22 protein-coding genes and 1 pseudogene are annotated in these 22,769 nt (G+C 72.7%); 16 read left to right on the top strand and 7 right to left on the bottom strand.

The window, feature by feature from the left end; genetic code table 11:
- The 7 genes from ACN260_RS11130 to ACN260_RS11160 all read left to right on the top strand — a co-directional run bounded on the left by ACN260_RS11130 (position 1) and on the right by ACN260_RS11160 (position 8,159).
- Complete coding sequence (locus ACN260_RS11130) at positions 1-966, top strand: carbohydrate ABC transporter permease (RefSeq protein WP_422755886.1); 966 nt, start codon at positions 1-3, stop codon at positions 964-966.
- Complete coding sequence (locus ACN260_RS11135; protein WP_422755887.1) at positions 966-1,793, top strand: carbohydrate ABC transporter permease; 828 nt, start codon at positions 966-968, stop codon at positions 1,791-1,793. The genes ACN260_RS11130 and ACN260_RS11135 overlap by 1 nt, the downstream gene beginning before the upstream one ends.
- A gap of 1 nt (position 1,794) precedes the next feature.
- Positions 1,795-3,036 carry a mandelate racemase/muconate lactonizing enzyme family protein gene (locus ACN260_RS11140; RefSeq protein WP_422755888.1) on the top strand — a complete coding sequence of 414 codons (1,242 nt, stop codon included), beginning with the start codon at positions 1,795-1,797 and terminating at the stop codon, positions 3,034-3,036.
- 71 nt (positions 3,037-3,107) lie between these two features.
- The gene (locus ACN260_RS11145; protein WP_422755889.1) at positions 3,108-3,869 is read left to right on the top strand and encodes an SDR family NAD(P)-dependent oxidoreductase; all 762 of its coding nucleotides are present in this window, start codon (positions 3,108-3,110) and stop codon (positions 3,867-3,869) included.
- Positions 3,866-4,729, top strand: coding sequence for an amidohydrolase family protein (locus ACN260_RS11150; RefSeq protein ID WP_422755890.1), 864 nt, complete (start codon positions 3,866-3,868; stop codon positions 4,727-4,729). Before ACN260_RS11145 ends, ACN260_RS11150 begins: the two co-directional genes overlap by 4 nt.
- Complete coding sequence (locus tag ACN260_RS11155; protein WP_422755891.1) at positions 4,726-5,709, top strand: aldo/keto reductase; 984 nt, start codon at positions 4,726-4,728, stop codon at positions 5,707-5,709. Before ACN260_RS11150 ends, ACN260_RS11155 begins: the two co-directional genes overlap by 4 nt.
- 53 nt (positions 5,710-5,762) lie before the next feature.
- A complete protein-coding gene (locus ACN260_RS11160; protein ID WP_422755892.1) occupies positions 5,763-8,159 on the top strand; it encodes an RICIN domain-containing protein in 2,397 nt (798 codons plus the stop codon).
- A gap of 78 nt (positions 8,160-8,237) precedes the next feature.
- Here the strand turns inward: ACN260_RS11160 and ACN260_RS11165 are convergent, their stop codons facing one another.
- The 3 genes from ACN260_RS11165 to ACN260_RS11175 all read right to left on the bottom strand — a co-directional run bounded on the left by ACN260_RS11165 (position 8,238) and on the right by ACN260_RS11175 (position 11,502).
- A complete protein-coding gene (locus tag ACN260_RS11165) occupies positions 8,238-9,932 on the bottom strand; it encodes a tetratricopeptide repeat protein (protein WP_422755893.1) in 1,695 nt (564 codons plus the stop codon).
- Between the two features lie 266 nt (positions 9,933-10,198).
- Positions 10,199-11,089, bottom strand: a complete 891-nt coding sequence (locus tag ACN260_RS11170; RefSeq protein WP_422755894.1) for an ergot alkaloid biosynthesis protein — start codon at positions 11,087-11,089, stop codon at positions 10,199-10,201.
- Positions 11,086-11,502: a nuclear transport factor 2 family protein gene (locus tag ACN260_RS11175; protein WP_422755895.1), complete on the bottom strand. Its 417-nt coding sequence runs from the start codon at positions 11,500-11,502 to the stop codon at positions 11,086-11,088. The genes ACN260_RS11170 and ACN260_RS11175 overlap by 4 nt, the downstream gene beginning before the upstream one ends.
- Positions 11,503-11,608: 106 nt before the next feature.
- Here ACN260_RS11175 and ACN260_RS11180 point away from each other — a divergent pair, with 106 nt between their 5' ends.
- Complete coding sequence (locus tag ACN260_RS11180) at positions 11,609-12,151, top strand: TetR/AcrR family transcriptional regulator (protein WP_363656972.1); 543 nt, start codon at positions 11,609-11,611, stop codon at positions 12,149-12,151.
- An 80-nt stretch (positions 12,152-12,231) separates the two neighbouring features.
- The gene (locus ACN260_RS11185; protein ID WP_422755896.1) at positions 12,232-13,101 is read left to right on the top strand and encodes an LLM class F420-dependent oxidoreductase; all 870 of its coding nucleotides are present in this window, start codon (positions 12,232-12,234) and stop codon (positions 13,099-13,101) included.
- A gap of 142 nt (positions 13,102-13,243) precedes the next feature.
- Here the strand turns inward: ACN260_RS11185 and ACN260_RS11190 are convergent, their stop codons facing one another.
- Positions 13,244-14,890: an amidase gene (locus ACN260_RS11190; RefSeq protein ID WP_422755897.1), complete on the bottom strand. Its 1,647-nt coding sequence runs from the start codon at positions 14,888-14,890 to the stop codon at positions 13,244-13,246.
- On the bottom strand, positions 14,890-15,189 hold the full coding sequence (locus ACN260_RS11195; RefSeq protein ID WP_204923113.1) for a hypothetical protein: 300 nt from the start codon (positions 15,187-15,189) through the stop codon (positions 14,890-14,892). Before ACN260_RS11195 ends, ACN260_RS11190 begins: the two co-directional genes overlap by 1 nt.
- A gap of 274 nt (positions 15,190-15,463) precedes the next feature.
- On the opposite strand from ACN260_RS11195, the gene ACN260_RS11200 reads away from it, so the two are divergent.
- The 4 genes and pseudogenes from ACN260_RS11200 to ACN260_RS11215 all read left to right on the top strand — a co-directional run bounded on the left by ACN260_RS11200 (position 15,464) and on the right by ACN260_RS11215 (position 19,666).
- Positions 15,464-15,871, top strand: coding sequence for an Rrf2 family transcriptional regulator (locus ACN260_RS11200; RefSeq protein WP_422755898.1), 408 nt, complete (start codon positions 15,464-15,466; stop codon positions 15,869-15,871).
- Positions 15,868-16,452, top strand: a complete 585-nt coding sequence (locus tag ACN260_RS11205; RefSeq protein WP_422755899.1) for an NIPSNAP family protein — start codon at positions 15,868-15,870, stop codon at positions 16,450-16,452. Before ACN260_RS11200 ends, ACN260_RS11205 begins: the two co-directional genes overlap by 4 nt.
- Positions 16,453-16,735: 283 nt before the next feature.
- Positions 16,736-18,445 carry a cellulose binding domain-containing protein gene (locus ACN260_RS11210; RefSeq protein WP_422755900.1) on the top strand — a complete coding sequence of 570 codons (1,710 nt, stop codon included), beginning with the start codon at positions 16,736-16,738 and terminating at the stop codon, positions 18,443-18,445.
- Positions 18,446-18,551: 106 nt separating this feature from the next.
- Positions 18,552-19,666 (top strand): annotated as a pseudogene (locus tag ACN260_RS11215) (MerR family transcriptional regulator).
- A 25-nt stretch (positions 19,667-19,691) separates the two neighbouring features.
- Here the strand turns inward: ACN260_RS11215 and ACN260_RS11220 are convergent.
- Positions 19,692-20,432 (bottom strand): SDR family oxidoreductase, encoded by a 741-nt coding sequence (locus tag ACN260_RS11220; RefSeq protein WP_422755901.1) that lies wholly within the window; start codon positions 20,430-20,432, stop codon positions 19,692-19,694.
- A gap of 59 nt (positions 20,433-20,491) precedes the next feature.
- Here ACN260_RS11220 and ACN260_RS11225 point away from each other — a divergent pair, with 59 nt between their 5' ends.
- Both ACN260_RS11225 and ACN260_RS11230 read left to right on the top strand, forming a co-directional pair.
- Entirely contained in the window at positions 20,492-21,103 is a 612-nt protein-coding gene (locus ACN260_RS11225) for a TetR/AcrR family transcriptional regulator (RefSeq protein ID WP_422755902.1), read from the top strand.
- A 10-nt stretch (positions 21,104-21,113) separates the two neighbouring features.
- Complete coding sequence (locus tag ACN260_RS11230) at positions 21,114-21,719, top strand: YdeI/OmpD-associated family protein (protein ID WP_422755903.1); 606 nt, start codon at positions 21,114-21,116, stop codon at positions 21,717-21,719.
- A 21-nt stretch (positions 21,720-21,740) separates the two neighbouring features.
- On the opposite strand, the gene ACN260_RS11235 is transcribed toward ACN260_RS11230, so the two are convergent.
- Entirely contained in the window at positions 21,741-22,298 is a 558-nt protein-coding gene (locus tag ACN260_RS11235) for a GNAT family N-acetyltransferase (protein ID WP_422755904.1), read from the bottom strand.
- A gap of 144 nt (positions 22,299-22,442) precedes the next feature.
- Between ACN260_RS11235 and ACN260_RS11240 the strand changes: the two genes are divergently transcribed.
- A complete protein-coding gene (locus ACN260_RS11240) occupies positions 22,443-22,733 on the top strand; it encodes a GNAT family N-acetyltransferase (RefSeq protein ID WP_422755905.1) in 291 nt (96 codons plus the stop codon).
- The last annotated feature ends 36 nt before the right edge of the window (positions 22,734-22,769 follow it).

The following is a 22,769-nucleotide window of genomic DNA, read 5'->3' on the forward strand; positions in this document are numbered from 1 at the left end:
GTGCCGGTCGACGAGGTGACGCCGGCGTTCCGCCCGGCTCCCGCCGGTCCGCCGCGACGGGCCGGGTCGGGGTCGCGGGTCACCCCACGTCGCGGTCGCGGCGGCCGGCGCTCCGAGCGCCTCGCCCCGTACGTGCTGCTGGCCCCGGCCCTGCTGATCCTGCTGCTGCTGCGGTTCTGGCCGCTGCTGCTGGGGGTGAACTTCTCGTTCACCGGCGACGGCGAGCGCGACGGGTCGGCCGTCGGGCTGGCCAACTACCTGGAGCTGGCGCGGGACCCGCTGTTCCTGGGTGCGCTGCGCAACGTCGGGCTGCTCGTGCTGCTGCTGCCGGTGGCGGTGGCGGTTCCCGGCCTGCTGGCCACCTTCATCTACCTGCGGGTCCCCGGGCACCGGCTCTACCGCAGCGTCTACTTCTTCCCGGCCGTGCTGTCCCCGGTCATCGTCGGGGCCATCTTCAACCTCCTGCTCGCCTTCGACGGCCCGCTCAACGCCCTGCTCGGCGGGGCCGGCCTCGGGCCGGTGGACTGGCTGGGCGACCCGGACGTGGCGATGTTCGTGGTGGTCGGGGTGCACGTCTGGGCGACCTTCGGGATGGCGCTGGTGGTGTTCCTCGCCGGCTTCGCCACCCTGGACGCCTCGCTGCTGGACGCCGCCCGGGTGGACGGCGCGTCGCTGCCGCAGACCATCCGGCACGTGATCGTGCCCAGCCTCTCCCGCACCATCCAGTTCGTCGTCGTCACCACGATGATCGGGATGCTGACCTCGATGTTCGGCCTGCTGTACGTGATGACCAGCGGCGGTCCGGAGGGCGCCACCTACCTGCCGGAGTACTACATCTGGATCCAGCAGGGGCAGCTGAACCGGCCGGCGCTCGCCTCGGCCGCCTCGACGGTGCTCTTCCTCATCATGCTCGTGGTGGGGTTGGGGCAGATCAGCCTGCTCCGGCGGGCGGTGAGGGAGGCATGATGTCCCACCTGCGGTGGGGGCGGTGGCTGCTCGCCCTCCCGATGGCCGTGCTGGCCCTGGCGACCGTCTACCCCCTGGTGTTCACCGCCAACGTCGCCATGAAGACCCGCCGCGAGTACGTCCTCGACCGGTTCTCCCTGGCCGACGCCCTACGCTTCGAGAACATCGGCGCGGCGTGGAACAGCGTGGGGATGGCCCGCTACCTGGCCAACTCGGTGGGCGTGGTGACGGCCTCGGTGCTCCTGCTGCTGCTCTTCGGCTCGATGGCCGGTTTCGCCTTGAGCCAGCTGCGGTTCCGGGGCTCGTCGGTGCTCTTCCTGTGCTGCCTCGCGGCGCTGTTCGTGCCGTTCCAGGTGATCATGGTGCCGTTGGCCCGGGTCATGGCGGACGCCGGCCTGGTCGACACCTACCCGGGGCTCGTGCTGGCCTACGTGGCGCAGTTCCTGCCGTTCACGATCTTCCTGATGACCAGCTACTACAAGACCATCCCGACCGAGATCGTCGACGCGGCCCGGATCGACGGCAACAGCGTCTACGGGGTGTACCGGCGGATCATGCTGCCGCTGGGCACCCCGGCGCTGCTGTCGGTCGGCATCCTCGACGCCCTGTTCTGCTGGAACGACGTGCTGATCGCGCTGCTGCTGATGCCCTCGGCCGAGCACCGCACGCTGATGGTCGGGGTGACCTCGCTGCGTGGCCAGTACTCCGACGACATCCCCACCTTCGCCTCCGGGGTGCTGATCGCCGCGGTGCCCGTCCTGGTGATCTACCTCTTCCTCCAGCGTCAGATCGCCGACGGTGTCGCCGCCGGCGCCACGAAGGGCTGACATGCGGATCACCGGATACCGGACCCTGACCACCGTGCAGGAGTGGGGGCGGCCCGTCGGCGACGCCAACGGCGTGTTCGCCGACGGGGTGACCGCCGTGCCGATCATCCTGGTCGACACCGACGAGGGCATCACCGGCGTCGGCCTCGGCCCGCACACCGACGCCGAACGGATCTTCGCCGCGATCGACGGGGAGGACCCCCGCGCGGTGACCACCCTCTACGACCGGATGCTGCGGCAGACCTTCAAGGCGGGCCACGCCGGCTCGGTGTTCGGCACCATCGGGGCGCTGGACACCGCGCTGTGGGACATCAAGGCCCAGGCGGCGGGGCAACCACTGTGGCGGCTGCTCGGCGGACGCGACAGGCGGGTGCCCGCGTACGCCTCCGGTCTGGATATCGGCCTCGACGACGACGCGCTCGCCGCCACCTACGAGCTGTACGCCCGGCACGGGCTGCGGGCCGCCAAACTCAAGGGCGGCCTCGACATCGAGCGGGACCGGCACCGGCTGCACGTGGTCCGCGACGTGCTGACCGAGGCCGGGCGGGGGCAGCGGCCCGGCCTGATGCTCGACGTGAACGAGGCGTGGACCCGTAAGCAGGCCGTCCGGCACGTGGGTGAACTCGAACGCACCCTGGACCTGGCCTGGATCGAGGAACCCGTCCGCCGGTGGGACGCCGAGGGCCTGGCCGTCGTCGGACGTGGGATCCGGGCGTCCGTCGCCACCGGGGAGAACCTCACCGGCCTGGAGCAGTACCGGCCGCTGATCGCCGCGGCGGCGGTCGACGTCGTGCAGATGGCCGCGGTGTGGGGGGTCACCCACTTCCTGCGGGTGTCCGCCCTGGCGCACGCCTACGACCTGCCGGTCAGCCCGATCGGCAACCACCCCGTCGGCCTGCTGCATGCCGCCACGTCGGTGCCCAACCACATGGTCAGCGAGTTGCAGGACCTCCACCCGCCGGTCGGGATCACCCGCGACCTGCACGTCGAGGACGGCGCGTTCGTCCTCGGCGACTCCCCGGGGCTCGGCGTCACGGTCTGCGAGGAGGAGATCGGCAGGTACCCGCGCCGCTCCGATGTACCGACGCCGGACGGTCCCAACGTACGGCCGGAACGGGCCGGCCGCCGGCTGCTGGCCGTGGCCGACCCGGCCGTGACCCCGGCGGGCCGGTACGTCCCCCCGCTGCCCGACGCCCCGACGCACCACCACCACGACGGCCTGCCGTCCGCCGTCCCGCACTGACCCGACCACGAGGGAGCACGCATGAACGCAGTGGCGCTGAAGGTGCTGCTCGACTGGCAGGAGGCCGACCGGTGAACGCCCTGTTCGACCTGTCCGGCCGTACGGCCGTGGTGACCGGCGCGCGCCGGGGCATCGGGCTGGCCATGGCCGAGGCGCTGGCCGTCGCTGGCGCCGACGTCGTCGGCGTCTCGGCGAACATGGAGGCCACCGGCAGCGAGGTGGAGCAGCGGGTACGCGCGGCGGGCCGCTCGTTCACCGCGTTGCGCGCCGACCTGGCCGACCGGGCCGCGGTCCGCCGGCTCGTCGGGGACCTGCACGCGCTCGGCCCGGTCGACATCCTGGTCAACAACGGCGGCACGATCGCCCGCACCCCGGCCGCCGAGCACCCCGACGAGATGTGGGACCACGTCATCGAGGTGAACCTGACCAGCCAGTTCGTGCTGAGCCGGGAGATCGGCCGGGAGATGGTGCGCCGGGGCCACGGGAAGATCATTTTCACCGCGTCGCTGCTCAGCTTCCAGGGCGGCATCACCGTCCCCGGCTACGCCGCCGCGAAGTCCGGCCTCGCTGGGCTGACCAGGGCGCTGGCCAACGAGTGGGCGGCGCACGGGGTCAACGTCAACGCCGTCGCCCCCGGCTACATCGCCACCGACAACACCCGGGCGCTACGCGAGGACCCGGAACGCGAGCGGGCCATCCTGACCCGTATCCCGGCCGGCCGGTGGGGGGACGCCACCGACCTGGCCGGTGCGACGGTGTTCCTGGCCGCCCCGGCCTCGGACTACGTCAACGGCATCGTCCTGCCCGTCGACGGCGGATGGCTCGGCCGGTGAGCGCGCCACCCGGCACCGTCGACGCCCACCACCACCTCTGGGTGCGGGCCCGGCACCCGCAGCCCTGGATCGACCCGACCACCATGGCCGCCATCGACGCCGACTTCACCCCGGCCGACCTGGCCCGGGTCACCCGCGCCGCCGGGGTCACCGAGACGGTGCTGGTGCAGGCCAACTCCACCGAGGCCGAGACGGTGGACCTGCTGGGCGTCGCCACCGACCATCCGCTCGTCCGGGGGGTCGTCGGCTGGCTGGACGTCACGACGCCGGACGTCGTCGACCGGCTGGCCCGGCTGCGGGCGGCCCGCGGTGGCCACCTGCTGGTCGGCGTCCGCTACAGCGTGCAGGACGAGCCCGACCCGGGGTTCCTGGATCGGGCCGACGTGCGGCGGGGGATCACCGCGGTGGGCGCCGCCGGTTTCGCCTTCGACCTGCTGGTCCGGCAGCACCAACTGGGCGCGGCCGGTCGGCTGGCCCGCGACCTGCCCGAGGTGCGGTTCGTCCTGGACCATCTCGGCAAGCCCGCCCTCGGCGGGACGGACCTCGACGACTGGGCCCGCGACCTGCGCGCCCTGGCCGCCCCGGCCAACACCACAGCGAAACTCTCCGGCCTGGTCACCGAGGTGCACCGGTCATCCTGGACACCGCGGGACCTGCGCCCGGCCGTCGAGCACGCCCTCGACGCGTTCGGCCCGGACCGGTTGATGTTCGGCTCCGACTGGCCGGTCTGCCTGCTCGCCAGCACGTACGACAGGTGGGTCGACACGCTGGCGGAGCTGCTCGACCCGCTCGGCGACGACGAGCGGGCGGCGATCTGGCGGCACACCGCCCGCCGGGTCTACCGGCCGGAGTCGTCGTGAGGGCCCGTGGGCTGCCACGGCGGCCCTCGGTGCGCCTCACCGCGCTGGGGTTCGGCGCGGCACAGGCCGGCAACCTCTACCGGGCCACCACCGACGAGGAGTTCGCCGCCGCCGTCGACACCGCCTGGGCGGGTGGCCTGCGCTACTTCGACACCGCGCCGCACTACGGGCTCGGACTGTCCGAACGGCGCATCGGCGCGGCGCTGCGTACCCGGCCGCGCGACGAGTACGTGGTGTCGACGAAGGTCGGGCGGTTGCTCGTACCGTCGCCGCAGGACGCGCACCGGCGCGACCCGGAAGGGTTCGACGTGCCCGCGGACCACCGGCGGGTCTGGGACTTCAGCCGCGACGGCGTACTCCGCTCGCTGGAGTCCAGCCTGGAACGCACCGGCCTGGACCGGGTGGACGTCGTCTACCTGCACGACCCCGACGACCACTTCGAACAAACCGCCGCCGAGGCGGTGCCCGCCCTGGTGGAGCTGCGCGACCAGGGGGTGGTGGGGGCCATCGGGGCCGGGATGAACCAGTCCCACCTGCTCACCCGGTTCGTCGAGGAGACCGACGTCGACGTGGTGATGTGCGCCGGCCGGTTCACCCTGCTGGAACAGGGAGCGCTGGCCGACCTGCTGCCCGCCGCCGAGCGCCGGGGCGTCGGCGTGGTGGCCGCCGGGGTCTACAACTCCGGACTGCTGTCGCAGGACCGGCCCCCGGCCGACGCGACCTACAACTACCAGCAGGCCCCACCGGAGCTGATCGACCGGGCCCACCGGATCGCCGACGTCTGCCAGGCGTACGGCGTCACCCTGCCGCAGGCGGCGCTCGCCTTCGTCCGTTCCCATCCCGCCGTGGTCTCGACGGTCGTCGGCCTGCGCAACCGTGCGCAGGTCACGCAGACGCTGACCCGCGCGGACGCCGACGTCCCGGCGGCGCTGTGGCCGGCGCTGCGGGCCGCCGGACTGCTCGCCCCGGCCGCGGCATGATTCCACCGCTACGCCGGGCACCCCACCACCCCACCACGATTGGAGTCCCACCCGTGTCCGTCCCGACACCACCCGCCCGGCGCGGACCGGTGCTGGCCGGCCTGGCCGCCACGGCGCTCGCCGCCACGGTCGCCGTGCTCGCCCCGGCCGGTCCCGCCCTCGCCGCCACCACCACCCTCTACGCGTCCCCCGCCGGCAGCGGCACCGCCTGCTCGACCAGCCAGCCCTGCTCGTTGACCGAGGCGCAGAACGCCGTCCGGTCCCGCACCGCCGGGATGTCCGGCGACATCGTCGTCGAGCTGGCCGACGGCGTCTACCGGCTGGCCGCGCCGCTGCGGTTCACCGCCGCCGACTCCGGCACCAACGGCTACACCGTGACCTGGCGGGCCGCCGCGTCGGCCCGCCCGCAGATCAGCGGGGCGCGTGCGGTCACCGGCTGGTCGCAGGTCGACGCCGGGAAGAACATCTGGCGGGCGAACGTGCCCGCCGGGCTCGACAGCCGGCAGCTCTACGTCAACGGGGCGGTCGCCACCCGGGCCCGCACCGCCGTGAACCGGGCCGACTTCACCTTCACCACCAGCGGCATGCGGTTCAGCAACGGCGCGTTGAGCTACCTCAACAACCTGGGCAACCAGAACCGGGTCGAGGTGGAGAGCGTCGGCTCGTTCACCGACCGGTACTCCCCGGTGCAGAGCATCAGCGGCAACTTCCTCACGATGCAGCAGCCGGCCTGGAACAACAACACCTTCGGCTTCGACACCCTGTCCAAGCCGCACCGCGCCGGCCCGTTCTACCTGGCCAACGCGTACGAGTTCCTGGACAGCCCGGGGGAGTGGTACCTGAATCCGGGCAGTGGGCAGCTCAACTACATCCCGCTGGCCGGGCAGAACATGAACAGCGTCAGCGTGGAGCTGCCGCAGTTGCAGTCGCTGGTGAACGTCGGCGGCAGCTACGACGCCCCGGCGCACCACATCACGTTCAGCGGGATCACCTTCACCGGCACCAGCTGGCTCGGCCCGAGCAGCAGCAACGGCTTCGCCGACCAGCAGACCGGCGCGCACATCACCGGCACCTGGGCCCGCCCGGCCGACGCGCTGACCTCCTGCCAGGAGGGCTGCCCGCTGTTCGAGGCGACCCGGCCGAACTGGAACCAGATGCCGGCCGCCGTGCAGGTCTCCGCCGCCAACACCATCACCTTCAGCGACTCCCAGTTCGTCAACCTCGGGCAGACCGCCATCGGCATCGGCAACGACGCCAACGCGCACGCCAGCGGGGTCGGCCTGGGGGCCGGCAACATCACCGTCACCCGCTCGGAGATCGCCCGCAGCTCGGCCGGCGGCGTGGTGGTCGGCGGGGTACGCGCCGACGCCCACCACCCGGGCGACCAGCGGATGGTCAACCGGAACATCACCATCAGCAACAACCGGGTACACGACCTGGGCCTGGAGTACCGGGGCGTGGTGTCGATCCTGACCACGTACGTCAACACCTCGCTGGTGTCGCACAACGAGGTCTACAACATGCCGTACACCGGGCTGTCGGTCGGGTACGGCTGGGGCGCCAACGACGCGGGCGGCAGCAACCACTACGCCAACCGTGGCCTGTACAACTACCAGCCGCGCTACTCGACGGCGACCACCGCGACCAACAACCAGGTCGTCGGCAACTACGTGCACGACGTGATGCAGCAGATGACCGACGGCGGCTGCATCTACACGCTGTCGGCCAACCCGGGCGGCAGCATCACCGAGAACCACTGCCTGCGCACCAACGGCTGGTTCGGGCTCTACTTCGACGAGGGCTCCCGCTACTACACCGCCCGCAGCAACGTGTTCGCCAACACCGGCACCTGGGCCACCGCCAACTACTGGTACGCCGAGAACATGGGCAACTTCACCGTCACCTTCAACTGGTCGACCAACAACAGCACCAACGTGACAAACGGTGACCGGGGCAACGTGGTCAACAACAACACGGTGGTCAGCAACAACAACTGGCCCTCGGGCGCGCAGACCGTGATCGCCAACGCGGGTGTGCAGGGCACGGGCAACCCACCGGCGCAGGGCGTGCAGATCGTCGGCGGGCAGTCCGGCCGGTGCGCCGAGATCGGCGGCTCCAGCACGACCAACGGCACCCAGGCCCAGCTCTGGGACTGCACCGGTGCGGCCAACCAGCGGTTCACCCAGACCACCGGCCGGCAGCTCATGGTCTACGGCTCCAAGTGCCTGGACGCCTCCGGGCAGGGCACCGGCAACGGCACCCAGGTGGTGATCTGGGACTGCAACGGGCAGGCCAACCAGCAGTGGAACGTCAACGCCAACGGCACGATCACCGGCGTGCAGTCCGGCCTGTGCCTGGATGCCAACGGAGCCGGCACGGCCAACGGCACCAAGTTGATCCTCTGGGCCTGCAACGGCGGTACCAACCAGCAGTGGAGCCTGCGCAGCTGACCGGCCGACCGTCGGGGTGCGCGGGCCGCGCACCCCGACGGTCGTCGCCCCGGGGTCGCCGTCGCGCGGCGCGGCCGGTCAGGAGGTGTGCCTGCGGCAGCGGGCGAGTTCTGTGCGCAGTTCGCGGCGCAGTGACCGGTCCAGGTCGGGCGCGGCGAGCGCGGCGGTGAAGTCCCGGGCGGCGGCGTCCCAGCGGCCGAGCCGAGCCAGCGCGGTGCCCCGGTTGTAGCGGGGCACCGGCGCCGCCGACAGCGCGACCGCCCGGTCCAGGTCGGCCACGGCGGCGTCGACCTCCCCCCGGTCGAACCGGACGGTGGCCCGGTTCGTCCACGCCTCGACCAGTTCCGGATCACCGGCCACCGCGCGGCTGAACAGCTCCTCGGCACCGGCCGGGTCACCGCGCTCGGAGCGGACCAGTCCGAGCGTGCACAGCAGGGCCGGCTCCTGCGGGGCCCGCGCCAGCCCGGCCCGCGCCCCCGCCTCGGCGGCGTCGAGCGACCCCCGCTCAAGGTCCAGGTTGACCAGGGCGATCCGGGCGTCGAGGTGCCCCGGCTCGATGGCGAGCACCCGGTCCAGGTCGTCGCGGGCCCGCCCGGTGCGGCCCCGTTCCTGGTGCAACACCGCCCGGTTGTAGTACGCCTCCGGCAGGTGCGGGCCGAGCCGGATCGCGCTGCCGTAGTCCCGGATCGCGGCCCGGCGTCGTCCGGCGGCCCGGTGCAGGGCGGCCCGGTCCACGTAGTACTCGCAGTTGTCGGGGTCGTGACCGATCACCGTGTCGAGTTCGGTCAGGGCGCGTTCCGGGTCGCCCAGCGCCAGGTGGACCTGGGCCCGGTTGTGCCGCAGCCGGGCCACGTCCTGCGGTCGTTCGCCCGGGGCGAGCACCGCCGTCAGCCGGGCCAGCCCGTCGTCGATCAGGCGCAGCGCGCGCTCCGGTTCCCCCGCCCGGCTGTCCAGCAGGGCCACGCCCTGCTCGTAGAAGACGGTCGACAGCACCCGCTGCCGGGGGTCGGGCACCGTCCGGGCGAGCCGGAGCGCCTGCGCAAGCCAGTGCCGCGCCCGCGCCGGGTCCTGCGCGTCGGCGGGCAGGTGGCGGGCGTACAGCATCGCGGTGGCGTACGCGGCCGACATGGTGATCTGCGGATCGTCGGTGACGGTCCGGGTCTCGTGGTAGAGGTCGAGCGCCTCGGTGGCCCGGTCCAGCGCGGCCAGGGCGGTGGCCAGGCCGGTGGTGAACGCCCACCAGTGCCGCAGGTCGTCGTGCGGCGTGACCAGGGTGCGTCCGTGCCGGGCGGTGCGGGCCGCGTGGTGGTAGAAGCCGGCGGCCAGGCTCTCGCCGAGGGCGGTGCGCAGGGCCGCCGGGGTCGCCTCGACCGCCGGCCGTTGCGGGCCGTCGTCGCGCAGGTCCAGCCGCACCGGGTACGCCCCGAGCCGGCCGGCGAACGCGTCCAGCAGCTCGCGGGTGGTCTCGTCGGCCGCGCCGACGTGGACGAACCGGAGGGTGACCGGCCGGCGCAGGGTGCCCGCCCAGGCCGCCACGAACTCGGTCGCGCCGTAGGCCAGGGCGGCGGTGCGTCGGGCGGGGTGGAACCGGATCGGCGCCTCGTCGGCGGCGGTGCGGGCTGTCGGGTCGGGTCGGGGCGCGATGGACCGCAGTTCGGTGCGGTGCCGGGCGGCCAGCCGGGGGCGGTCGGCGGCGATCCGGCGGAGCAGGTCGGCGACCCCGGCGTACGGCCCGAGGTCGCGGTGGCAGTCGTAGTGCGGCTCGTCTGTCACGGGTGGTCCGGTATCGCCGAGGGCGGGCGCCCGGGGGCGCCCGCCGGGCCGGCAGTTACCAGCACCACTCGATCCAGAGCCGGCGGGCGCCGGACACCAGACGCAGTGCACTCGTACGACGGACGGTCATCTTCTTCATGGGCACCTCCGTGGTCATCCACTCTGGACGGGCAGAGCCTAGTGCCGATCACCGAAAAGGCGAAGAGGACTCGGGAACGTCCGCCGACCTGGCCCGTGCCGGTGGATCCTCGGTACGGTCACCGGCGTCACCCTGTGTGATCGGTGGTGTGGCGGCCACGCCGGCCGGAGCGGGTCGGGTCGGGTCGGTGTGCTGGTGCCCCGCCGGGCAGCCGGTCGCGGCAGAAGTCCCGGAACGACCGGGGCGCCCGGCCGGTCACGTCCGCGACGGTGCTGGTGGTCCGGTCCTCCGCCCCGGCCGCGATCGCCCCGTCGAGACTCGCCAGGAACCGGGCGAAGTCGGCTGGCAGGCCGTTGGCCTCGTGGTACGCCGTGAGTTCGGCCGCGCTGACGGCCCGGTGCCGGACCGGTCGACCGCCGGTGTCGGTGAGGATGGCGGCGATGTCGGCGTAGCTCAACCGCTCGGGGCCGGTGATGACGTGCTCGGTGTCGTGCGGCGTCGGATCGGTGAGGGCGCGGACCGCCACCCCGGCGATGTCGGCCGGGTCGACGAAGCCGACCCGGCCGTCGCCGGTGGCGCTGATGATCTCTCCGCGTTCGCGGGCGCTCACCGCGTGTGGATGGTCGCCGACGAAGTTCTCCATGAACCAGGAGGGTCGCAGCACCGCCCAGCCGGGGAACAGGTCGCCCAGCCGGGCCTGCACCTCGCCCACGCCGGGGGTGCCCGTCTCCACCGCCGAGGAACCGAGCAGGACGGCCCGCCGGACGCCCCGCGCGCGGGCCCGTTCCAGCAGCGGCAGCATGACCGGGGCGGGATCCACCTCGCCGACGGGCGGGACCAGGTACATGCCCGTCACGCCGTCCACCGCGGCGAGGTGGGTGTCGGGGTCGTACCAGTCGAAGCGGACGTCCCCGGCGGACGCCCGGCGGCTGGCGACGCGGACCGGGTGGCCGGTGGTGGCGAGGCCGGCGGCGACGAGCCGGCCGGTCGTCCCGGTGCCTCCGGTGACCAGGATCATGACCGCACCAGCCCGCCGCCGAGCAGGTCCTGTGCGGCCTGCGGGTTCCAGTAGTCGCGGTAGTGCACGATGTGGCCGTCGCGGACGGTCAGCACCGCGATGTAGCGCAGCCGGTAGGGCTCGCCGGTGGCGACGACGACGCCGACGGCGGTGAACTCGGTGACGATCACCGCCGGGTCGGTCGTCTCGTGCACCGTGACCTCGGTGATCTCGTGGACGTCGAGGCTGTCCGGGTAGTCGATGAGGTAGTCGTGCACGGCGGCCCGGCCGGCGACCCGGCCCGGCTGCCCGGGCGGGGCGAACGGGAACTCCAGCACGGCGTCGTCGGCGAACAGGGCGATGAATCCGGGCATGTCCTTGGCGAGCAGCAGGTGCATGGCCCGGTGGAACAGGGTGGTGGCAGGGTTCGGCACGGTTGTCCCCTGGTCGTCGGTGCCGTCCCGCTGCGGGGCTACCATAGCGGACGGCTGGTCCGTTTCACTGTAGCGGACTGATGGTCCGTTTGCGAGAGGAGAGGATGTGCGCGCCGACGCGGCACGAAACCGGGCGGCGGTGCTGGCCGCCGCGGACCGGCTGTTCCACGCCGCGACCGATCCCGACCAGGTCTCGATGGACGACGTCGCCGCTGCCGCCGGGGTGGGCAAGGGGACGCTGTTCCGCGGCTTCGGCGACCGGATGGGACTGTTGCGTGCCCTGCACGCGCAGCGCGTCGACCTGCTGCGGGCGGCCCTGACGACGGAGCAGCCGGACGGTTCACCGGCGGAGCGCGCCCTGCACCTGCTCCGCGAGGTGGTGCGGTTCAAACGGGACAGTCGGGTACTGACGCTGGCGCTGGAGAACGCGGGCGACGGCAGCCCCTACCGCACCGGGTCGTACCCGCAGTGGCACGCCCTGCTGGTCTCCCTCGTGACCGAGGCGCGCGGGCCGGAGTCGGCGGACTACCTGGCCCATGCCCTGTTGGCGGCGGTCCGCAGCGACCTCGTGGAACATCTGCGGGACTGGCCCGAGGAGCGCTGGGAGGCGGGGCTCGCCGCCCTGACCCGCGCGGTGCTGGACGGCTGACCCGCCGTAGCCCGGCCGTCGGCGATCCGGGCGGGTGCCCCGGTGCGCCACTAGGATTCGGTGTGGAGGTGGGCGAGGCAATGAGACTCGGACTGCACTACTGGAACTACTCGACCCCGACCGATCCGGCGGCGATCGCACCGACGCTGATCGAGACCGCGACGATCGCGGAGGAGGCCGGGGTCGCATCGTTCACCGTGATGGACCACTACTTCCAGATGGAGGCCATGGCCCCGGCCGAGGAGCCGATGCTGGAGGCGTACACGACGTTGGGTTTCGTCGCGGCGCGGACCACGCGGATGACGCTCGGCGTGCTGGTCACCGGCGTGATGTACCGCTACCCGGGGCTGCTCGCCAAAATCGTGACCACGCTGGACGTGCTCTCCGGCGGCCGGGCCCGGCTCGGCATCGGTGCCTCCTGGTACGAGCGCGAACAGCGCGGCCTCGGGGTGCCGGTGGTGCCGGTCGCCGAGCGGTTCGAACGGCTTGAGGAGACGCTGCTGATCTGCCGGCAGATGTGGAGCGACGACGACGGGCCGTTCGAAGGCCGGCACTACCGGCTGGCCGAGACGCTCAACGCGCCGCAGCCGCTGCAACGGCCCCACCCGCCGGTCATGATCGGCGGCAGCGGCGAGAAGAAGACCCTGCTGCTGGTGGCCCGCTACGCCGACGCCTGCAACCTGTTCGGCAGCAGCCCGGCCGAGGTGGCGCACAAGCTGGACGTGCTGCGCGGGCACTGCGCCGCCGAGGGCCGTGACTACGACACCATCGACAAGACGGTCATCGTGATGCGGCCGCCGCTTGCCGACGTGGACGCGTTCCTCGCCGACGTGGCCGGGTACGCCGCGCTCGGCGTGACCGAGGTCCAGGTCACCCCGGACCGGCACCCGGTGGAGTTCACCCACCGGATCGCCGACGAGGTGCTACCGAAACTGACCACGATCGGCTGAGATCGGGCGACCCGGCCCACCGGACGCCGGTGCGGGTGATCCGTCCGGGCGTGTCGCGCCGGTGGCGGCGCGTCCCGCCGACGGTGGTCAGCCGCCGGTGCCGTCCGCCCGCCGCTGAGCCGGCGGGCGGACGGCCTGACGGTCACTGGCTGAGCTGGGCGACCTGGTCGGCGGTGAGCCGCAGGCCGGCGGGGACGGCGCTGCGGCCCGTCACCGGGGTGGTCGGCGGATCGGCCGGCCGGCGCAGGTGCCAGTCGGTGACCGCCTGGTAGGCGGCGACCACCGACAACAACCGGTCCTCGCCGTACGGCAGGCCACCGAGGATGGTGCCGATCGGCAGGCCCGCGCCGGTGAACCCGATCGGGAAGCCGATCTCCGGCAGGCCGAGGATGTCGAACGGCACCGGACCGGTCTGCACCACCACGTCGCAGTGCGCGAAGAGCTGGTCCAGCACCCGTTCCATCAGCAGCAGCTTGGCCCGCTGGCCGGTGATGAACTCGCCGCCGCCCAGCAGCGCCCCCTGCAACCAGCCGGTCACCGACACCCCGAAGCCCCGCAGGTCGGTGCGCAGGTAGGGCAGGAACGGCTCGGTACGCTCGGGCAGCCGTACGTTGTTGAACGCGCTGCCGGTGAGCAGCTCCCACTCGTCGGGCAGCGGCACGTCGACGATCGTCGCGCCGGTGATCGCGGCGAGTTTCGCCAGGTACGCCTGCCGGGCCAGCGCGGTCTCCGAGGTGCCGGCGGTGAAGCCGGGCAGCACCCCGATCCGGGTCTTCCACCGCAGCTTGAGCGTGCCGCCCTGGTAGGTGGGGGTGGCCGCGTCGATCAGCTTCGGCACCTCCGGCAGGCCCTGGCTGCGCGGGTCGGCCGGGTCCTCGCCGGCCATCGCGGTGAGCATGATGGCCGCGTCCTTGGCGTCGCGGGCCAGCGGACCGGGGTGGTCGCGGGTGTAGCTGAGCGGGATGATCCCGTGCAGCGACACCCGACCCATCGTCGGCTTGAGGCCGGTGAGGTTCTGCGCGTTGGACGGCGCGGTGATCGAGCCGCCGGTCTGGGTGCCGGTGCCGGAGGCGGCGAGCCGTCCGGCCACGGCGGTGGCGGTGCCGGTGGACGACCCGCCCGGGTCGGTGGCCGGATTGGTGGGGGTCCAGGCGTTGACCGTGGTGACCACCCCGGCGGGGGTGGTGGCCCGGGTGGTGGCCAGCGGGCCCATCTGGGTCTTGCCCAGCACGATCGCCCCACCGCCGGTGACCAGCCGGGTCACCGCCGTGGCGTCGTACGGGGGCCGGAAGTCGGCGAAGAGGTAGGAGCTGGCGGTGGTCGGCACCCCGGCGGTGTAGTAGTTGTCCTTGATGGCCAGCGGGATGCCGTGCAGCGCACCCCGGTGCGGCTTGCGGGCCATCGCGCGGGCCGCCTTGACCGCCTGCTCGGCGAGCACCAGGTTGAACGCCTGGTAGGTCGTCTCGTGGCGGCTGATCCTGGCCAGGTACGCCTCGACCAGCTTCTCCGGGGTGAGTTTCCCGGCCCGGATCAGCCAGGCGGCCTCGGCGACGGTCAGTTCGGTCGGGTCGGCCACCGCCTCCGGGCGTGGCTTGACGTAGGCGTTCGGTACGGCCAGCGCCGGGTTGTAGCGGCCGGGCGGGACGACCGCCGCGCGGCTGACGCCGGCCGCGGAGGCGACGGCGGGCAGCCCGACGACGCCGCCGACCGCCGAGGCGGTGGCCAGCGCGGCGGTCCGGGCGAGGAAGGCGCGGCGGTCGACGCCGCGGTCGGCAGGTGCTGTGCTCATCACTTCCGCCATTCCGTGCTGATCGAGGGGTAGAGCATCGGCGCGGGCTGCTGGGACAGCGCCATGGCCACGGCCGGGTCGGTGCCGGCCGGGGCGGGCGGCTGGTAGGCGGCGAGGGTGCCGACGGTGCCGCGGACGAAGGAGCGCAGCGAGGCCAGCACGGAGTCCCGGCCGGGGGAGCCGGTCTGCGGGTCGGCGGTGGTGCCGGGGGGAAGCTGGTCGAGGTCGATGCCGAGCGACGCGAGCCGGGCGCGGATGAGGACGTCCAGTTCCGCGTCGGTCGGTGGGGTGGGGGCCATGACGCTCCTTGAGGGTGGGCGATGTTGACCCACTGTTGGGCCGAATCGTGTCGCAGGCGTGACAAGTTGATCTCGTCGTGGTGAAGCCATGCAGGTCAATGCCGTGGTGCGGCACCTCCCGGCGTATGCCGATCCCGCTCCACCGTCGACAGACCGGAACGCGGGGCCGCCGCCCGGCGTCGCACCCTTCGGGTACGGGCGACCGGACGTAATAGAGATTGTTGCTTCTGATGGGTCGATCAGTGAGACTGTCCCGGTGGCGGCGAACAGCAGGGTGACGATCGCGACCCACGCCCTGGCCTGGCTGGAGCTGGCCAGGCGTCGCGGCCGGCTGGTGCTCACCTCCGAGGAGGTGGCGGCGAGCATCAACACGAACGCCGTCATCGTCCGGCGCAGCCTCGGTGACCTGCACCGGGCCGGCCTGGTGACGGCCCGTCGCGGCAACGGCGCGGGCTTCTCCCTCGGGCGGCCGGCAACGGAGATCACGTTGTCGGACGTCTGGCTCGCCGTCTCGCCGGAGCCGCTGCTCGCCCTGCATCCCGGCGTGCCCAACCTGGAGTGCCCGGTGGGACGCGGAATCCGTCCCGTCCTCGCCGACCTGTACGGCGAGGCGACCGACTCGTTCCGGGCGTCGCTGGCGCGCCGGACCATCGCCGACGTCCTGGAGAGGATCCTGTCGTGATCGTCGAACTGCGCTGCTACACGCTGCGTGCGGGACGCCGTGACGAGCTGATCGAGCTGTTCGACCGCGAGTTCGTGGAGACCCAGGAGGAGCGGGGGATGGCCGTGCTGGGCCAGTTCCGTGACCTCGACCGTCCCGACCGGTTCGTGTGGTTGCGGGGCTTCACCGACATGCCCGCGCGTCGCAGGGGGCTGGCGGCCTTCTACTCCGGCCCGGTGTGGGCCCGGCACGGGCCGGCCGCGAACGCGACCATGCTCGACTCGGACGACGTGCTGCTGCTCCGGGAGATCGTTGCGGTGCCGACGTACGACCGCGACGCCGCCGACCCCGAATCCCTCCTGTACGCGACGGTATGGCACGGGGCCGGACCGCTTCCCGACCCCGCCCGGGTCCCGCCGGAGACCCTGGCCGTGCTGCGGACCGAGTACGCTCCGAACGACTATCCCGGGCTCCCGGTCCGCGAGAACGTACACGTGCTGGTGTGGCTGACCCGCGCACCGCTGCGGGTGGATGTTCCCGCCGGGGTGACGCGGATCGAGCAGTACCGCCTCAGTCCCACCCGCCGCTCCCGCCTGTACTGACCAGTTCAACGGCGGCGGTCGATACCGTGCCGACCGCTCGTCGCCGCCGCCGTCCTGGTCAACGTAGGTCGGCGGCCTTGTTGGCCGGCATGTTCTTGACCGTGCGAGGGGTGAAAACTAAAGTCCGGTCGGTTAGCGTTAACAGAGACGCAAGTCGATTGAGACTTGCGCGTCGGTGTCGGGTCATGGTCAAACCCTCCCCGGCGACGCAGCAGCCGGTGCCGTCCGGGCCCAGGTAACCGGGGAAGCGCGTACCACCACCATCACCCCAGGAGGACGAAACATGACGCACGAGCGGAACGAACCGGAGAGCGGCCGACGGCGGCTGAGCCGCAGAGCAGTCCTGACCACCATCGGGGCCGTGCCCGTCGCGGCGGCCACGGCGGCCCTGGGGGCCACGCAGGCCTCGGCCGCCCCGGCCAGCATCAACCTGTCGGCGTCCCGGCAGACGATCAAGGGCTACGGTGCGATGACCCACGCCGGCTGGATCGGCGACCTGACCGCCGCCCAACGGGAGACGGCGTTCGGCACCGGTGAGGGCCGGCTCGGCTTCTCCGTGCTGCGCATCCCGGTCGGCGAGAGCCAGGCGGACTGGAGTCGTGACCTGGCCACGGCCAAGCGCGCGGCCGAACTCGGGGTGACCGTCTTCGCCTCGCCGTGGAACCCCCCGGCCAGCATGATCGAGACGTTCACCCGGGGCAGCCAGACCAACGCCAAGCGCCTGCGGGCCAGCTCCTATGCCGCCTATGCCCAGTACCTGAACGACTTCACCGTGTACATGCGCAACAACGGGGTGAACCTCTACGCCATCTCCGTGCAGAACGAGCCCGACTACGCCCACGACTGGACGTGGTGGACCTCCGCCGAGATCGTCAAGTTCCTCAAGGAGAACTCCGGGGTGATCAGCACCCGGGTGATGGCGCCGGAATCCTTCCAGTACGTCAAGTCGATGTCGGACCCGATCCTCAACGACGCCACCGCGCTGGCCAACGTCGACATCATCGGGGCCCACCTCTACGGCACCTCGTACTCGAACTTCCCGTACCCGCTGTTCAAGCAGAAGGGCGCGGGCAAGGAACTGTGGATGACCGAGGTCTACTACCCGAACAGCAACGCGAACTCGGGTGACGCCTGGCCGGAGGCGCTCGACGTCGGCGAGCACATCCACCGGTCCATGGTCGACGCCGAGTTCCAGACGTACGTCTGGTGGTACCTGCGGCGCAGCTACGGCCCCATGCGCGAGGACGGCCAGATCAGCAAGCGGGGCGCGATGATGGCGCACTTCGCCAGGTTCGTGCGGCCCGGATACGTCCGGGTCGACGCCACGGCCAACCCGGCGTCGAACGTCTACGTCTCGGCCTACCGTGGTGGCAACACCGTGGTCATCGTCGCGGTCAACAAGAACACCTCGGCGGTGAGCCAGCAGTTCACCCTCTCCGGCGCCACCGCGTCGGGCAGCGTGCAGAACTGGCTGACCGACGGCAGCCGCAACGTCGCCCCGCAGAGCGCGCTGACCATGTCCAACGGCTCGCTGACCGTCAACCTGCCCGCGCGCAGCGTGATGACGTTCGTGACCAGCGTCAACGGCACCACGCCGACCCCCACCCCGACCGTGACGCCCACGGCCACCCCGACGCCGACCCCGACCCCGACGCCCACCCCCACGGCGGGTGGCAGCGGGCCCCGGGTCGGCTACACGATGAACAGCTGGGACTCCGGCTTCACCGCCAGCATCAGCATCACCAACACCGGCACCTCGACGATCGACGGCTGGACGTTGGTGTTCACCCTGCCGTCGGGGCAGACCATCACGTCGGCCTGGAGCGCCACGATCTCGCCCACCAGCGGTCAGGTGAGCGCCCGCAACGTCAGCTACAACGGGACGATCGCCCCCGGCGCCACCGTCGAGATCGGCTTCCAGGCCAACCACACCGGCAACACCGCCAAACCGACCGCGTTCACCCTCAACGGCATCCCCTGCACGGTCGCCTGACCGGTCGACCGGAGCAACCCCCGTACGGCCGCCGCGGACACCGCGGCGGCCGTACCCGTTGCGGGTGCTTGCTCCTCACGCGGCGTGAGGGCCGATAGTCGGTGCCGTGGACGAACACCTGACCGTGGGACGGGTGGCGGAACTGGCCGGGGTCACCGTCCGGACGCTGCACCACTACGACGAGATCGGCCTGCTCACGCCGTCCGCGCGCACGGCCGCGGGACACCGCGCGTACTCGCCGGCCGACGTCCGTCGGCTGCGTGAGGTACTCGGCTACCGGCGGCTCGGGTTCGGGCTCCGGCAGATCGCCGACCTGGTGGACGACCCGGCGACCACCCCGTCGCGCACCTGTGCCGGCTGCGCGGCCTGCTGACCGACCAGCGCGACCGGGCCGCCACCCTGGTCGCGGCGATCGACCGGGAGTTGCAGGCGCGGGCGCTGGGGATCGCCACCACCCCGGAGGAACAGCTGCGGGTCTTCGGCGGCCGGTTGTACGACACCATCGGCGACGCCTACCCGGCGACCCGGCGCACCGACCCCCGGATCGCCGCCCGCATCTGGGCGGCGCTGGGGGACGCCCGGACCGTGCTCAACGTCGGGGCCGGCACCGGGTCGTACGAACCCGGCGACCGCGCGGTGACGGCGGTGGAGCCGTCGGCGGTGATGCGGGCGCTGCGTCCCGCCGACGCCGCGCCGTGCGTGGCCGCCACCGCGGCAGACCTGCCGTTCGCCGACGGCTCCTTCGACGCGGCGATGGCGGTCAGCACCGTCCACCACTGGCCGGACCCGGTCGCCGGGCTGCGGGAGATGCGCCGGGTGGCCCGGCGGGTGGTGGTGTTCACCTACGACGCCGACGGCGTCGGCTGGCGGGAGCGGTTCTGGCTGACCCGCGACTACCTGCCGGAGTTCGCCGGCCTGCTGGTCGACTGGCCTCCGCTCACCGAGCTGACCCGCGCGATCGGCGGGCGTGCCGAGCCGGTGGACGTCCCGTGGGACTGCGCCGACGGCTTGTTCGAGGCGTACTGGCGGCGGCCGGAGGCGTACCTGGACGAGCGGGTGCGGCGCGCGGTGTCGGTGTGGACCCGGGTCGGGCCGCAGGCGGAACGGCGGGCCGTCGGGATGTTGCGGGAGGACCTGGCCTCGGGCCGGTGGGCGCAACGCAACGGGGACCTGCTGCGTCGCGACACCGCTGAGCTGGGCCTGCGCCTGCTCGTGGCCTGAGCAGGCCGGCCGGTCGAGGCCACGGTCAGCCCTGGCGGGTCGGTCGGATGGTCAGGTCGCCGATCTCGACGTCGTCGGGCTGGTCGATGGCGAAGGCGATCGCGCGGGCGACCGCGCCGGGGTCGAGGCCGAGCTCGGCCATGTCCCGCTGCACCTGTTCGCGTACCGCAGGGTCGTCGACGGCATGGTCGACGAACTCGGTGCGGACGTAACCGGGGGAGACCGAGGTCGTCCGCAGCGCTCCGCTGGTGCTCTCCTGCCGCAGGCCCTCCAGCAGGGTGCGTACCGCGTTCTTCGTCCCGGCGTACACCGCCTGGGTGGGAACGATCTTCAGACCGGCGGTCGAGACGACCGTGACGAGGTGACCGCTGCCCTGGCGGGTGAAGACGGGCAGCGCGGCGGCGATCCCGTGCAGGATGCCCTTGACGTTCACGTCGACCATCGCGGACCAGCCCGCGACGTCCAGCTCGGCGACGGTGCCGATCCTGCTGATCCCGGCGTTGCCCACCAGGACGTCCAGCCGGCCGAAACGCTCCACCGCGAGGGCGACCAGGGACCGCAGGTCGTCCGGGGCGGTGACGTCCACCCGGGCGGCGACCGCCCTGCCGCCGGAGCCTTCGATCTCGGCGACCAGGCGGTCGAGCCGGTCGGTGCGACGGGCGCCGAGGACGACGCACGCGCCGAGCGCGGCGAGGTGGCGGGCGGTCGCCGCGCCGATGCCGCTGCTGGCGCCGGTGATCGCGACGACCTTTCCGGGGATGGTCATAATGCTCCTCGGGGTAGAGTGGACACATGTCCGGTTACTCCGACGAGCCTAGCGGACACGTGTCCGCTTCTGTCAAGGGTGCGGCGTCGTCTGCTGCCAAGGGCGCGGCGGCGTCCCGCGCCGACGCGCGGCGCAACCGCGAACGCATCCTGCGCGCGGCCCGCGACCTGGTGCACGAACCGGGCGAGCTGAAGCTCAACGCGGTGGCGAAGGCCTGCGGCATCGGGCAGGGCACCCTGTACCGGCACTTCCCCACCCGCGAGGACCTGCTCGTCGAGGTGTACCGCCACGAGGTCGACGACCTGGTCGCCGCGGCCCCGCAGCTGCTGGCCACCCATCCGCCGGTGGCGGCGTTGGCCGCCTGGTTCGACCGGGTGTCCGCCTACGCTCGGGTCAAGCGGGACGTGTTCGCCGCCGTCGAGGCGGCGACCTGGCGTGACCTCGCCGCGCACAGTCTCGGCCCGATCGGCGAAGCGGTGGAACTGCTGCTCGCCGCCGGTCGCTCGGCCGGCAGCATCCGCACCGACGCCGAGGCCCGGGACGTCATCGTCCTGATCAGTTGGCTGTCCCGACTGGACGACGCCGAACTCGACAGCCGGGGGCCGCGCCTGCTGGCCATCCTCGTCGACGGCCTGCGCGCCCCCGGTGGAATTGTCACCGGCAGCGGCTAACCTGCCTCCCATGGCGAGCGCCGAACTCGACGAGTTGATCGTCCCCGATGCGGACGCGCTGCGTGCCTGGCTGTCGGCCCACCACGACACCTCACCCGGAGTGTGGCTCGCCCTGACCCGCAAGGGCGGCACGGTCACCACCCTGACCTGGCAACAGGCGGTCGACGAGGCGCTGTGCTTCGGCTGGATCGACGGGCAGGCCCGTAAGCGGGACGAGGAGAGTTCCTGGATCAGGTTCACCCCCCGCCGGGCGCGCAGCATCTGGTCGCAACGCAACGTCGCCCACGTGGCCCGGCTCGAGGAACAGGGCCGGATGCAGCCCTCGGGCAGGGCGGCGGTGGAGGCCGCCAAAGCGGACGGTCGGTGGGCCGCGGCCTACGCCCCGCCGTCGGAGGTCGAGGTGCCCGCCGACCTGCTCGCCGCGGTCGCCGCCGACCCCGCCGCGCAGGCCATGTTCGACGTGCTCACCCGGACCAACCTGTTCGCGCTCGTGCACCGGCTCAACGCGGTGAAACGGGCGCAGACCCGGGAGCGGAAGATCGCCGAGTTCGTCGCCATGCTGGCCCGCCACGAGACGCCCCACCCCCAGCGGGCCCGGCCGCCGCAGGTCCCGTGACCCGGCTCCCGCCCGACGCGCCTACCGGGGTGGGGCGGGCCGGGCGTCTGCGCACAGCGCGTAGGTGTAGCCGTCCACCCAGCCCCGTTCGGCGTGCCAGGAATCGCCGACGCCGTGCTGCTCCCGACGCATCCCGACCTTTTCCAGCACCCGGACCGAGGCCAGGTTGTCGGCGAAGCACCCGGCGGTGATCCGGCGGACGCCCAACCGGGTGAACGCGTACGCCACCATCGCGCCGACCGCCTCCGTGGCGTAGCCCCGGCCGCCGTGGGTCGGGTCGAAGATGTAGCCGAGCCGGGCCTCGGTGCGGGTCGGCATGCCCGGCTGCCCCATCCCGTCCACCACGTCGAGCGAGACCGTGCCGATCACCAGGCCGTCCAGGGTCGCCACCATGCTGTGGTCGTCGGGGTCCTCCGCCGCGCGTCGCCAGGCCGCCCGGAACGCCGCCGGCTCCACCTCGGTGCGCAACAGCCAGTACGTCACCTCGGGCAGGTTGCGGTATTCGAGGATGCGGTCGACGTCGCCGTCCTGCACCGGGCGCAGACTCAGGCGGGACGTTCGCAGCGTGGTGCCGTCCATGCGGCCGGACTTTAACCCATCAGGTGCGCCGCGGTTCCTCGCCGTCGGCAGCCCGGGTGCCCGTCGGCTGGGCGACCCCTGAGCTGCGCGCCCGGCCGGGTCGGTGGCGGCCGGGCGTGTTTGGATGGTCCGGTGGAGCTGACTGTGACAGACGCGCCGGACCGGGAGCGGTTCGAGGCGCGCGACGAGACCGGGGCGCTGGCCGGGCTGGTCACCTACCAGTTGACCGGTGCCATCATCGCCTACACGCACACCGAGGTCGACCCGGCGTTCGAGGGGCGGGGCGCCGGCTCGACGCTGGCCCGCGCGGTCATGGACGACGCCCGCGCCCGGGGCCGTACGGTGGTGCCGATCTGCCCGTTCCTCGCCGACTGGCTGGGCCGGCACCCGGAGTACGCGGACATCGTGGCCCGCTCCACCCGCCGGATCAGGTAGCCCGGCGGCCCGGGGCGGCGGGCTCCCGGGAGGTGA

Source organism: Micromonospora sp. WMMD708, assembly GCF_049315245.1.
Lineage (GTDB): Bacteria > Actinomycetota > Actinomycetes > Mycobacteriales > Micromonosporaceae > Micromonospora > Micromonospora wenchangensis.

What these genes read in the sequence shown, in the direction of transcription:
- ACN260_RS11235 (WP_422755904.1), bottom strand. Translation starts at nt 22,298, where the DNA reads ATGGACGGCACCACGCTGCGAACGTCCCGCCTGAGTCTGCGCCCGGTG.
- ACN260_RS11140 (WP_422755888.1), top strand. Translation starts at nt 1,795, where the DNA reads ATGCGGATCACCGGATACCGGACCCTGACCACCGTGCAGGAGTGGGGG.
- ACN260_RS11190 (WP_422755897.1), bottom strand. Translation starts at nt 14,890, where the DNA reads ATGAGCACAGCACCTGCCGACCGCGGCGTCGACCGCCGCGCCTTCCTC.
- ACN260_RS11230 (WP_422755903.1), top strand. Translation starts at nt 21,114, where the DNA reads ATGGCGAGCGCCGAACTCGACGAGTTGATCGTCCCCGATGCGGACGCG.
- ACN260_RS11210 (WP_422755900.1), top strand. Translation starts at nt 16,736, where the DNA reads ATGACGCACGAGCGGAACGAACCGGAGAGCGGCCGACGGCGGCTGAGC.
- ACN260_RS11135 (WP_422755887.1), top strand. Translation starts at nt 966, where the DNA reads ATGTCCCACCTGCGGTGGGGGCGGTGGCTGCTCGCCCTCCCGATGGCC.
- ACN260_RS11220 (WP_422755901.1), bottom strand. Translation starts at nt 20,432, where the DNA reads ATGACCATCCCCGGAAAGGTCGTCGCGATCACCGGCGCCAGCAGCGGC.
- ACN260_RS11185 (WP_422755896.1), top strand. Translation starts at nt 12,232, where the DNA reads ATGAGACTCGGACTGCACTACTGGAACTACTCGACCCCGACCGATCCG.
- ACN260_RS11195 (WP_204923113.1), bottom strand. Translation starts at nt 15,189, where the DNA reads ATGGCCCCCACCCCACCGACCGACGCGGAACTGGACGTCCTCATCCGC.
- ACN260_RS11170 (WP_422755894.1), bottom strand. Translation starts at nt 11,089, where the DNA reads ATGATCCTGGTCACCGGAGGCACCGGGACGACCGGCCGGCTCGTCGCC.